Below are 12,251 nucleotides of genomic sequence, written 5' to 3'. Positions count from 1 at the left end.
GTGTCCTATCAGTTGCGACGTGAGGAAGTGCTGGATGTAGCCGGCTTGCAGGCCATGCTCGAGGAAAGCCCTGGCAAGGCCGCCCAGGCGATTCTGGCGGCTGCGGGCCAGGGCGCGGTCGAGGCGCAGTTGCTGCTGGGGCAGATCCTGCTGGATGGGCGTGGCATTCAGGAGGATGCCACCGTTGCCCGGCGCTGGTTCGGCATTGCTGCACAGGGCGGTAGTGCCATGGCGCACAACATGCTCGGTCGTTGCCTGGAGCATGGTTGGGGTGGTGAGCCGAGCCTGGAGCAGGCGGCCATTCATTATGCGCGTGCGGCCGACGCCGGGCTGGACTGGGGCCTGTACAACCTGGGCAACCTGCTGGCCACCGGGCGCGGGGTGCCGGCCAACCAGGCACAGGCACTGATGTGTTACGAGAAGGCTGCGCAGCTGGGGCATGCCAAGTCGATGAACCTGTATGGGCGTTACCTGGAGCAGGGTATTGCCACGGCGCCCAGCCCGGCGCGGGCGGTGCGCTGGTATCGGCGCTCGGCCGAGGCGGGGGATTTCCGTGGGATGTTCAGCCTGGGGCTGGTGCTGGTCGAGCGCGGGCAGCTGGCCGAAGCAGGGCAATGGCTGGAGCAGGCGCGGGTTGAGGGGAACATGAATTTCCTGCGCGCTGCGTTGGTAACCTTGCAGGGTGCAGGGCCGGTGTTGATGGCCTTTGCGGCGCGGTATGCCGAAGAGATCGAACGGCGCGGGGATTGAATTTGCCTGTGCTGGCCTCTTCGCGGACAAGCCCGCGAATGGGCCGGTACAGCGGAGCACACATGAAAACGGGGCCTTGCGGCCCCGTTATGCATTACAGGTAGTAAGCCTTCAGCGGCGGGAAGCCGTTGAATTCGACTGCGCTGTAGCTGGTGGTGTAGGCACCGGTCGACAGCCAGTACAGGCGGTCACCGATGGCCAGGTTCAGCGGCAGGCCGTACTTGTAGTTTTCGTACATGATGTCGGCGCTGTCGCAGGTCGGGCCGGCGATGACGACTTCTTCGGCTTCGCCTTTCTTTTCGGTCCAGATCGGGAACTTGATCGCTTCGTCCATGGTTTCGATCAGGCCGGAGAACTTGCCCACGTCGGTGTAGATCCAGCGCTCGACGGCAGTACGCGACTTGCGCGCCACCAGCACCACTTCGCTGACCAGGATACCGGCGTTGGCAATCAGCGAACGGCCTGGCTCCAGGATGATTTCCGGTAGCTCGTCACCGAAGTCTTCCTTGAGGAAGCGGATGATTTCTTCGGCGTAGGTTTCCAGGCTGTTGGTACGGGTGATGTAATTGGCCGGGAAGCCGCCACCCATGTTGATCAGCTTCAGCTCGATGCCGTCTTCTTCCTTGAGGCGCTCGAAGATCACTTTGACCTTGGCGATGGCGGCGTCCCACACGCTGATGTCGCGCTGCTGCGAGCCCACGTGGAAGGAGATGCCGTAAGGCACCAGGCCCAGGTCACGGGCGAGGATCAGCAGGTCCATGGCCATGTCGGTCTGGCAGCCAAATTTACGGGACAGCGGCCAGTCGGCAGTGGTGGAGCCTTCAGTCAGGATACGCACGTACACTTTCGAACCCGGTGCGGCCTTGGCAATGTTGCGCAGGTCGGCTTCCGAGTCGGTGGCATACAGGCGCACGCCCTTCTCGTAGAAGTAGCGGATGTCCTTGGACTTCTTGATGGTGTTGCCGTAGCTGATGCGGTCGGCGCTCACACCGCGGTCCATCACCTTGTCCAGTTCGTAGATCGAGGCGATGTCGAAGCTCGAACCTTTCTCTTTGAGCAGGTCGATGATTTCGACGGCCGGGTTGGCCTTGACCGCGTAGTAGACCTTGGCGAATTCGAAACCGGCGCGCAGGTCGTCATAGGCCTGGCTGATCATCTGGGTATCGATGAGTACGAACGGGGTTTCCTGCTTGTCGGCGAACGCCTTCATTTTCTGGAAGGTGTCACGCGCGAAATAGTCTTCGACCTGGATCGACATGCTCAGGGACTCCATGGGCAAACTGAAAATTTAAGTGGCTGCAAACTGAACGTCCTCCGTATCCCCACTTTGGTTCGCCTACTCAGTACTTGAGCCGGATGGATCGTTTCCAGCATGGACGTTCGGCGCGCACTTTAGGGCGTGAAGAATGCAGAATCAACAGGCAATCCGGGCGTGATCGACGTGGATCGACGACCAGCCATTTGAATAACCGACTCGTGTGACCGGCTGATGTTCCCCGCGATGTTTCAAGCGTTAAATATTGTGGAATGGACCGTGTTGGCCCTTTCGCGGGTGAACCCGCTCCTACAGGGATTGCGCTACTTCTTCAGGCGCGGGCTTACCCGCGAAAGCGCCCTGGGTGTTCATATTTATGGCCACATTTTCCTGGTACCCCCGTACAGGAAATCCCCTGTAAATTTTTTGTTACCGACTGGCGGATTTGCTGGTTTTGATGAGAAACATTACTATTCGCACCCTTATCCGCCTCCCTGATGACCCAGACCGTGTCCGGACACAAAGGCTTCCTCGACCATTACCACGAGCTGATCGGCACCTGGACGCGCAAACTGCGCAGTCGTCAGCAGGCCGAGGACCTCACCCACGATGCCTTTGTCCGGGTACTGGAAAACCCGCGCGAGCAGGTTGAGCAGCCGCGCGCCTACCTGCACCAGACCGCCCGCAACCTTGCCGTGGATGGCTTGCGCCGCGAAGACCGCCGCCAGGCCCTGGCGCTGGAAGCCTTCGACGAGGGCACTACCAGCGGCAATGACCCGGAGGCCTATGTGCATGCGCTGGAGTTGGCCGACAGCGTCGAGCGGGCGCTGGCCGAGCTGCCGCTCAACTGCCGGCAGGTGTTCATCTGGCAGAAGCTCGAAGGCCTGACCCAAGCCGAGATCGCCGAGCGCATGGGGTTGAGCAAGAACATGGTCGAAAAGTATATGATCCGCACGCTCCGGCATTTGCGTGAGCACCTGGATGTGTCGGCATGAAGAGTCAGGAGACCTTTTCGATGAAACAGCACGGTACCGATACCGTCCGCGAGCAGGCGGCCGCATGGTTTGCCCGTGTGCAGGATGCGCCTCGGGATACCGGGCTGCAGAAACAGCTACGCGCCTGGTTGGCCAGCGACGAGCGCCACCGGGAGGAGTACCAGCACCTGTGCCGCGTGTGGCAGGCCGCCGACTTCATTCCACGCCAGCGCCTTGAAGCGTTGCGCCAACCGGACCCGGTGCAACAGTTGCCACGTCGGCGTTTCGTGCGTCAGGCACTGGCGGCCAGTGTGGCGGTGGTGGCATTGGGCCTGGGCTGGGGCGGCTGGCACTATCAGCAACTGAATCACCAAGCCAGCTTGCAGACCGCCTTCAACGAACGCCGCCAGGTCGAACTGCCGGATGGCTCCTTGCTCGATCTCAATGGCAGCACACAGCTGCAGGTCGACTTCAGCGCCGGCCAGCGGCATATCCGCCTGAGTGCCGGCGAGGTGATGTTCAGTGTTGCCCACGACAGTGCCCGGCCGTTTGTGGTGGACACCGCCCAGGGCAGCGTGACGGTAACGGGTACCCGCTTTGACGTGCGTCAGGACCCTGCCAGCACCCGGGTGGCGGTGGAGCAGGGTTCGGTGCGTGTGCAGGGCAAGGGCGACGCGCTGGCGCAGCTTACGGCCGGCCAGGGTTCGCATATAGATGCACAGGGCGGGGTGACCGCCCCCTATGCCGTCAACACCGCTGCAGTTACCGCCTGGCGCCAGGGCAAGCTGGTGTTCGACAACGCCACCCTCGCCGAGGTGGTGGCCGAAGCCTCGCGCTATCGTAGCCAACCGCTGCGGGTCGCCCCCGGTAAAGTCGCCCAGATGCGCCTTTCGAGCACCTTCAGCACCGACGACACCGACGCACTGTTGCGGGCCTTGCCGAGCATCCTGCCGGTGGCCATCAAGGCCCATGATGACGGCTCTCGCGAAATAATTGCGAAATAGATTCAGGTTTTTTCTCGCTCGTTCGTCTTCCTCGCCAGCTGCAACTGCCAAGCATTCCCATTTGCACGCGGTTGGCGTTTATTCCGCATTCCAGGATGTTTCGACGACGTGAACAACAACAAACCCTTCCCACGCTTCCGCGCCCTGGCGCTGGCCCTGGCGGTCAGCGCCGTGACCGTCAACAGCCAGGCTGCTGAGGCGGGCAACACCATCCAGATCCAGGCCCAACCGCTGGCTTCGGCGCTGAATCAGCTGGGTCAGCAAACCAACCTGCAGCTGTTCTTCAGCCCCGAACTGGTGGCTGGCAAACAGGCCCCGGCGGTGTCCGGCAACCTGGCGCCGGTGCAGGCCTTGCAACAGTTGCTGCAAGGCAGCGGGCTGACCTTCGAGATGTCCCAGGACACCGTGGTGGTAAAGCCACTGCCGACTACCCTCGACCTGGGCAGCGGCAGCCTGGAGCTGGCGCCCACCGACATCAAGGTGGTCGGTGACTGGTTGGGCGATGCCCAGCAGAGCGTGGTGCAGAACCACCCCGGCGCGCGCACCGTGGTGCGCCGCGAGGCGATGGTGGAGAAGGGCGCGATGAACGTGCGCGACGTCCTGCGCGGCATCCCGGGTGTGCAGGTGCAGGACTCCAACGGCACCGGCGGCAGCGACCTGTCGCTGAACGTGGGCGTGCGCGGCCTCACCTCGCGCCTGTCGCCGCGCTCCACCGTACTGATCGACGGCATACCGGCGGCCTTCGCCCCATATGGCCAGCCACAGCTGTCGATGGCGCCGATTTCCTCGGGCAACCTCGACAGCATCGACGTGGTGCGTGGGGCCGGCTCGGTGCGCTATGGCCCGCAGAACGTCGGTGGGGTGATCAACTTCGTCACCCGGGCGATTCCGGAAAAGGCTTCGGCGGAACTGTCCACCACCCTGGAAACCTCCCAGCACGGCGGCTGGAAGCACACCGAGTCGGCCTTTGTCGGTGGCACGGCGGACAACGGCATGGGTGTGGCGCTGCTGTACACCGGGGTGAACGGCAACGGTTACCGTGAAAGCAACAATGGCAACGACATCTACGACGTTATCCTCAAGACCCACTGGGCGCCCACCGACGTCGATGAGTTCTGGCTCAACTTCCATTATTACGATGGCCGTGCCGACATGCCCGGTGGCCTGACCCAGGCCCAGTACGACAGCAACCCCTACCAGTCGCTGCGCGACTACGACTACTTCGCCGGTCGGCGCAAGGATGTGTCGTTCAAGTGGCAACGCCAGCTCGACGATGCCACCCAGTTCGAAGTGCTGACCTACTACACCGACAGCTTTCGCGGCAGCGCCATCGCCTCGCGTGACATGAAGACCCTGTCCTCGTACCCGCGCAACTACCACACTTTCGCCATCGAGCCACGGGTGTCGCGCATCTTCTTTGCCGGCCCTACTACCCAGGAAGTCAGCGTGGGCTATCGCTACCTGAAGGAAGCGATGCGCGAACAGTCGACCCGCCTGGCGCTGATCGACAACGTGCCGACCGTGACCCCGACCTCTGACGGCCACGTGTTCCAGGACCGTAGCGGCGGTACCGAGGCCAGCGCCTACTACATCGACGACAAGATCGATGTGGGCCACTGGACCATCACGCCCGGCATCCGCTTCGAGCACATCAATACCGACTGGCGCGACCGGCCGGTGCTGGATGCCAACAACCGCCCGGTGGCGGAGAAGAAGCGCAGCATCACCAGTAACGAGCCGCTGCCGGCGCTGAGCGTGATGTACCACATCTCCGACGCGTGGAAAGTATTCGCCAACTACGAAACCTCGTTCGGCAGCCTGCAGTACTTCCAGCTGGGCCAAGGCGGTACCGGCAACAGCACGGCCAATGGCCTGGAGCCGGAAAAGGCCAAGACCTACGAAATCGGCACGCGTTATGACGATGGCGGCTTTGCTGGTGAGCTGACCGCGTTCTACATCGACTTTGATGACGAACTGCAATACATCAGCAACGACGTAGGCTGGACCAACCTTGGCGCGACCAAACACCAGGGTATCGAGGCTTCGGTGCGCTATGACCTGGCCGGGCTGGACCCGCGCCTGGAAGGGCTTACGTTGAATGGTGGTTACACCTTTACCCGCGCCACCTATGAAGGTGAAATCCCGGGCTTCAAGGGCCGTGACCTGCCGTTCTATTCACGTCAGGTGGCCACCGCCGGCGTGCGTTACGCGGTCAACCGCTGGACCTGGAACCTGGACGCCTACGCCCAATCCAAGCAGCGCGCGCCGGGGACCGGGATCAATGCTGATGGCAGCTTCAACGGCGACTACATCACCGAGCCGAGTGCGGATGGGCAGTATGGTGATATTCCGGGTTATGTGACCTGGCATGCCCGAGGCGGGTATGAGTTCGGGCCCGGGATGTCCAACCTGAAGCTGGCGGCGGGGGTGAAGAACCTGTTCGACAAGCAGTACTTCAACCGCTCCAGCGACAACAACGCCGGCATTTATGTGGGTGAGCCGCGGACCTTTTATGTGCAGGCCAGCGTAGGGTTCTGACTGGAGATTGCCGGGGCCGCTTTGCGGCCCTTTCGCCGGCAAGCCAGCTCCCACAGGTACAGCGCATGTCTTGAGGTTCTCGCTATACCTGTGGGAGCTGGCTTGCCGGCGATGGGGCGCGAAGCGCCCCCGGCTTTCTAGGACACCACCGCTTCGGCTGGCGAGACGATGCTGGTCTTGGCCCCGCGCGATCTGCCCGAACTCAGGTACGCCGCAATCGACTCCTGCGTCACCTCGCCCAGGAATACCTGCTCGGCATCCAGCACCGGCAGCCACGCCCGGTTGAACTCGTACATGCGCGACAGCAGGATGCGCAAATGCTCATCGTGCGACGCCGTGGCATTGAACGGCCGCAGGAAGTCGCCACAGGTACCTTGCTGGCGGTGCATGTCGCGCCGGCGCACATAACCCAGTGCCTTGTTCTGTGCATCGGTCACCACCACGTAGCGGCGGTCGTGCTCATCCAGCAGCTCCAGTGCATCGCTCACGGGCGTTTCCGGGCTCACCGACGGCGCGTTGTCCGCCGCGTCCTCGGCACGCACCAGCAGCAGGCGCTTGAGAGTGCTGTCCTGGCCAACGAAGTTGCTGACAAAGTCATCCGCCGGGTGCGCCAGCAGCGTGTCCGGGTGGTCCAGCTGCAACAGTTTGCCGGCGCGGAAGATGGCAATCTTGTCGCCCAGCTTGATGGCTTCGTCGATGTCGTGGCTGACCATGATCACGGTCTTGTTCAGCGCCCGCTGCATCTCGAAGAACTCGTTCTGGATCATCTCGCGGTTGATCGGGTCGACTGCGCCGAATGGCTCGTCCATCAGCAATACCGGTGCTTCGGCGGCAAGCGCGCGGATCACGCCGATTCGCTGCTGCTGGCCACCGGACAGCTCGCGCGGGTAGCGCTGCAGGTATTGCTTGGGTTCGAGCTTGATCATGTGCATCAGCTCGCGAGCACGCTCGTGGCACTTTTGCTTGTCCCAGCCGAGCAGGCGCGGGACCACGGTGATGTTCTCCTCGATGGTCATGTTGGGGAACAGACCGATCTGCTGGATCACGTAGCCGATGCGGCGGCGCAGGGTGACTTCGTCCAGCCCCGTGGTGTCCTCGCCATTGATGAACACCTGGCCCGAGGTAGGCGTGATCAGGCGGTTGATCATTTTCAGCGTGGTGCTCTTGCCGCAGCCCGAGGGGCCGAGGAACACGCAGATTTCCCCTTCGTTGACAGTAAGGTTTACCGCGTCGACGGCTTTGACGTCCTTGCCGTTGACGTTGAAGGTTTTGCTGAGGTTCTTCAGTTCGATCATGAGCGCAGTCCTTCTGGAGTCAGGGCACGTTGCAGGGTTTGCAGCAGCAGGTCGGCGATGATCGCCAGCAGGCTGACCAGTACGGCGCCGACCAGCAGCATCGACATGTCGCTGCGGCTGATGGATGTAAGAATGAGCACGCCCAGGCCGCCGGCGCCGATGGTGGCGGCAATGGTCATGACGCCGATGTTCATCACCACTGCAGTGCGCACACCGGCGAGGATCACCGGTACTGCGATGGGCAGCTCGACCATGCGCAGGCGCTGGCCGAAGGTCATGCCGATGCCGCGCGCAGCTTCACGGATGCCGGGCTCTACGTTGGTCAGGGCGAGGTAGGTGTTGCGCAGGATCGGCAGCAGCGAATAGAGGAACACCGCAGTGATCGCTGGCAATGGCCCCAGCCCCTGGCCGAACTTGGAATAGAACGGCAGCAGCAGGCCGAACAGGGCAATCGACGGAATGGTCAGCAGCACCGTGGCGCTGGCTTGCAGCGGCCCGGCAACGGCCGGGAAGCGGGTCATGAGGATGCCCAGCGGCACGCCGACGAGAATGGCCAGGCTCACCGCAACGCCCACCAGCATGATGTGCTGCCAGGTCAGTTGCAGCACCTGGGCCCAGTCCAGGTGGCTGAAGGTATCGATCAGGTTCATGGCTGGCCCTCGCTGTTCAGTGGGTGCTCGCGCAGGAAGGTGGCGGCCACGGCGGTCGGGTTCTGGTGCTCGACGTCGACCTTGGCGTTGAGCTGGCGCATGGTTTCGTCATCCAGCTGCTCGGCCAGTGGCTTGAGCAGTGCGGCCAGTTGCGGGTTGGCGTCGAGCACGGCTTTGCGCACCACGGGCGCTGCGGTGTAGTCGGGGAAGTAGTGCTTGTCGTCTTCCAGCAGCTTGAGGTTGAACGCACTCAGGCGGCCGTCGGTGGTGTACACCAAACCGGCGAATACCTGGTTGTTGCGCATGGCGGTGTACACCAGGCCACCGTCCATCTGGCGGATGTTGCGCCGGTCCAGCGGCAGGCCGTACATCTCGCGCAGACCAACGAGGCCGTCGGGGCGGTTGGCGAACTCGGTGTCCAGCGCCACCAGGTGGTTGTGCTGGCTTTCGTCACGCAGTACCTGGTTGAGGTCGCTGATGGTGTTGACCTGCGGGTAGGCCTCGGCCACTTGCTTGGGCAGCCCCAGCGCGTAGGTGTTGCTGAACTTCGACGGGGTCAGCCAGATCAGGCCCTTCTTTGCATCCAGCTCTTTGACCCGGGCGAAGGTGGCTTGGGCACTGGGCAAGCGCTCGTCGATGTGGTTGTACGACACCAGCGAAACCCCGGTGTATTCCCACATCAGGTCAAGCTGGCCGGTCTCCTGGGCCTGGCGCGCGATGTTGCTGCCAAGGCCGGTGGTGACGCGCACGTCAAAGCCGTTGGCACGCAGGTATTGCGCAGTGATTTCGGCGAGCACGGTCTGCTCGGTGAACACCCGCGCGCCAATGCGCACCAGTGGTTTTTCCACAGCCTGGGCAAATCCTGCGAACAGCAGGGCCGCGCCCAGCAGCAAGGCGAATCTCTTGTTCATACGTTCCCTATCCTTATTGGGCCAGGCCACGTTCCAGCCAGCGCTTGCTGGAGAAACTCACCGCCGCGTCCAGCACCAGTGCCAGCAGTGCGGTGCAGGCGGCACCCAGCAGCAGCTGTGGCTGGTTGTTCAGGGCGATGCCGGGGAAGATCAGGCTGCCCAAGCTGTTGGCGCCGATCAGGAATGCCAGTGGCGCGGTGCCGACGTTCAACGCCAGGGCCACGCGTACACCACCGACGATGATCGGCACGGCATTTGGTAGCTCCACCTGCCAGAGTTGCTGGCGCGGGGTCATGCCGATGCCGCTGGCGGCTTCCTTGAGCGAGGCGGGGACGTTTTTCAGGCCCTCGTAGGTGTTGCGCACGATGGGCAGGAGGGAGGCGAGGAACAGCGCGAAGATCGCAGGCCCGGCGCCGATGCCCAGGATACTGAGCGCGATGGCCAGAACGGCCAGGGGAGGGATGGTGTTGCCAACGTTGAAAAACTGCATGAAGCGCTCGGCTTTGTCGACCCGGTGCGGTCGACTGAGGGCAATGCCAGCCGGGATGCCCACGGCCAACGCCGCCGCCATCGAAGCCAGCACCAGAACCAGGTGCGCTTGCAGGTAGAACCCAAGATCGTCGCGGTAACGCGCGATCGTGTCGATGCCGATCCAGTGGACCAGCAGGGCCAGGATGACGAGCACGGTGGCGCATCCCAACAGCCCTTTTCCGTAGCGTTTAGCCACAGGCGGACTCCTTGTGTTGTCGGCGAGCACACTTCTTTTTTGCCGGCCAGTCCTGGCGGCGGTTGGTGTGTTCGCGAGTAGCAGCGTGACGCACGCCGTAGGCTGCGATCAGGCCATGAGCCGAACCCCGTCGGGCCCGAAAATGCTGATGAAACCAGTCCCCAACCGAAGCGGGTTGCAGGGGAATGGACGTCTCCGAGGGCGTAAAGGTTCCCATCTGGGGCGGCATTTGGCCAGTGTTAATCACTGGTTGGGTAGAAATTTGGCGAGAGAAAACAGCGACTTAATGGGCTGAAGGCGTTGAAATAACTGGCCTGTGGCCATTTTTCCTGAAATAACGAGTTATTGAGGATTAATGGAGTCAATCCGGGGCTCTGCGCGGACCCGTGAGGTTGCCGATGACTTGGGCTTTGGTCGAGTGCCTCACTTCAGGTATGATATCGCCCCTTTTTGAATCCCCCAGTCAGGCGATTTCCCATGACCAACCAGGCCGCCGAAGTCGCGAAGCGCCGCACTTTCGCAATCATTTCCCACCCCGACGCCGGTAAGACCACCATCACCGAGAAGCTGCTGCTGATGGGCAAGGCCATTGCCGTCGCCGGTACCGTGAAGTCGCGCAAGTCCGACCGCCACGCCACCTCCGACTGGATGGAAATGGAGAAGCAGCGCGGCATCTCCATCACCACCTCGGTGATGCAGTTCCCGTACCGCGAGCACATGATCAACCTGCTCGACACCCCAGGCCACGAAGACTTCTCGGAAGACACCTACCGCACCCTGACCGCGGTGGACTCGGCGCTGATGGTGCTCGATGGCGGTAAAGGTGTAGAGCCGCGTACCATCGCCCTGATGGACGTGTGCCGCCTGCGTGATACGCCGATTGTCAGCTTCATCAACAAACTCGACCGTGACATCCGCGACCCGATCGAACTGCTCGACGAGATCGAAGCCGTTCTGAAGATCAAGGCTGCGCCGATCACCTGGCCGATTGGTTGCTACCGCGACTTCAAGGGCGTGTACCACCTGCGCGGTGACTACATCATTGTCTATACCCCGGGCCACGGCCATGAGCGTACCGAGGTGAAGATCATCGAGAAGCTGGACTCCGATGAAGCCCGTGCGCACCTGGGTGACGAATATGATCGCTTCCTCGAACAGCTTGAGCTGGTACAGGGTGCATGCCACGAGTTCGATCAGGACGAGTTCATCAATGGCCAACTGACGCCGGTGTTCTTCGGTACCGCACTGGGCAACTTCGGTGTCGACCATGTGCTCGATGCCGTTGTCGACTGGGCGCCGCGTCCGCTGGCCCGTGTCGCCCACGAGCGTACCGTGGAGCCGGTGGAGGAAAAGTTCACAGGCTTCGTGTTCAAGATCCAGGCGAACATGGACCCGAAACACCGCGACCGTATCGCCTTCATGCGTATCTGCTCGGGCAAGTACGAGAAGGGCATGAAGATGCGCCACGTGCGTACCGGCAAGGACCTGCGCATCGGTGACGCGCTGACCTTCTTCTCGTCCGAGCGCGAACAGCTGGACGAGGCCTTTGCCGGCGACATCATCGGCCTGCACAACCACGGCACCATCCAGATTGGCGACACCTTCACCGAAGGCGAGGCGCTGGGCTTCACGGGTATTCCGCACTTCGCCCCTGAGCTGTTCCGCCGCGTGCGCCTGAAGGACCCGCTCAAGTCCAAGCAACTGCGCCAGGGCCTGCAGCAGCTGGCCGAAGAGGGCGCGACCCAGGTGTTCTTCCCCGAGCGCAGCAACGACATCATCCTCGGGGCGGTCGGTGTGCTGCAGTTCGATGTGGTCGCCAGCCGCCTGAAGGAAGAGTACAAGGTCGAATGCGCCTACGAGCCGATCACCGTGTGGTCGGCGCGCTGGATCAGCTGCGATGACAAGAAGAAGCTCGAGGAATTCCAGACCAAGGCCATGGAGAACCTGGCCATCGACGGTGGCGGGCACCTGACCTACCTGGCGCCGACCCGGGTCAACCTGGCGCTGATGGAAGAGCGCTGGCCGGACGTCAAGTTCCGCGCGACCCGCGAACACCACTGATTTCAAGAGCTGGCTGCTGACCCTGTGGGAGCGGGTTCACCCGCGAATGCGATGTTGAATTTACCGACGCATTCGCGGGTGAACCC

Annotated in this window: 10 protein-coding genes; 5 read left to right on the top strand and 5 right to left on the bottom strand. The window is 62.5% G+C overall.

The genetic code is table 11. The annotated features are described in order from the left end of the window. Positions 1-750 (top strand): tetratricopeptide repeat protein, encoded by a 750-nt coding sequence (locus JOY50_RS22715; RefSeq protein ID WP_138737807.1) that lies wholly within the window; start codon positions 1-3, stop codon positions 748-750. A 94-nt stretch (positions 751-844) separates the two neighbouring features. Here JOY50_RS22715 and JOY50_RS22710 read toward each other — a convergent pair whose 3' ends face one another. Further along, positions 845-2,008 (bottom strand): type III PLP-dependent enzyme, encoded by a 1,164-nt coding sequence (locus JOY50_RS22710; protein ID WP_012270610.1) that lies wholly within the window; start codon positions 2,006-2,008, stop codon positions 845-847. A gap of 494 nt (positions 2,009-2,502) precedes the next feature. Between JOY50_RS22710 and JOY50_RS22705 the strand changes: the two genes are divergently transcribed. From JOY50_RS22705 to JOY50_RS22695, 3 genes are all read left to right on the top strand, one after another. Beyond that, positions 2,503-3,000 carry an RNA polymerase sigma factor gene (locus JOY50_RS22705; RefSeq protein ID WP_019472708.1) on the top strand — a complete coding sequence of 166 codons (498 nt, stop codon included), beginning with the start codon at positions 2,503-2,505 and terminating at the stop codon, positions 2,998-3,000. Between the two features lie 20 nt (positions 3,001-3,020). Further along, positions 3,021-3,983 (top strand): FecR family protein, encoded by a 963-nt coding sequence (locus JOY50_RS22700; RefSeq protein ID WP_138737805.1) that lies wholly within the window; start codon positions 3,021-3,023, stop codon positions 3,981-3,983. Between the two features lie 108 nt (positions 3,984-4,091). Next, positions 4,092-6,521 carry a TonB-dependent receptor gene (locus JOY50_RS22695; protein ID WP_243055881.1) on the top strand — a complete coding sequence of 810 codons (2,430 nt, stop codon included), beginning with the start codon at positions 4,092-4,094 and terminating at the stop codon, positions 6,519-6,521. Positions 6,522-6,658: 137 nt separating this feature from the next. On the opposite strand, the gene JOY50_RS22690 is transcribed toward JOY50_RS22695, so the two are convergent. Genes JOY50_RS22690 through JOY50_RS22675 form a run of 4 tightly spaced genes read right to left on the bottom strand, consistent with a single transcriptional unit; the run spans position 6,659 to position 10,104 of the window. Next, complete coding sequence (locus JOY50_RS22690; protein ID WP_132844042.1) at positions 6,659-7,816, bottom strand: betaine/proline/choline family ABC transporter ATP-binding protein; 1,158 nt, start codon at positions 7,814-7,816, stop codon at positions 6,659-6,661. Next, positions 7,813-8,466: an ABC transporter permease gene (locus JOY50_RS22685; RefSeq protein ID WP_063426357.1), complete on the bottom strand. Its 654-nt coding sequence runs from the start codon at positions 8,464-8,466 to the stop codon at positions 7,813-7,815. The genes JOY50_RS22690 and JOY50_RS22685 overlap by 4 nt, the downstream gene beginning before the upstream one ends. Further along, positions 8,463-9,377, bottom strand: a complete 915-nt coding sequence (locus JOY50_RS22680; protein ID WP_138737846.1) for a glycine betaine ABC transporter substrate-binding protein — start codon at positions 9,375-9,377, stop codon at positions 8,463-8,465. The genes JOY50_RS22685 and JOY50_RS22680 overlap by 4 nt, the downstream gene beginning before the upstream one ends. A 13-nt stretch (positions 9,378-9,390) precedes the next feature. Further along, positions 9,391-10,104 carry an ABC transporter permease gene (locus JOY50_RS22675; protein WP_132844037.1) on the bottom strand — a complete coding sequence of 238 codons (714 nt, stop codon included), beginning with the start codon at positions 10,102-10,104 and terminating at the stop codon, positions 9,391-9,393. A 477-nt stretch (positions 10,105-10,581) separates the two neighbouring features. Here JOY50_RS22675 and JOY50_RS22670 point away from each other — a divergent pair, with 477 nt between their 5' ends. After that, positions 10,582-12,165, top strand: a complete 1,584-nt coding sequence (locus JOY50_RS22670; protein WP_016484997.1) for a peptide chain release factor 3 — start codon at positions 10,582-10,584, stop codon at positions 12,163-12,165. Positions 12,166-12,251: the final 86 nt, after the last annotated feature.

The organism is Pseudomonas sp. BP01, from assembly GCF_022760795.1.
Lineage (GTDB): Bacteria > Pseudomonadota > Gammaproteobacteria > Pseudomonadales > Pseudomonadaceae > Aquipseudomonas > Aquipseudomonas putida_Q.
This window is presented reverse-complemented; position numbering and strand designations above follow the sequence as displayed.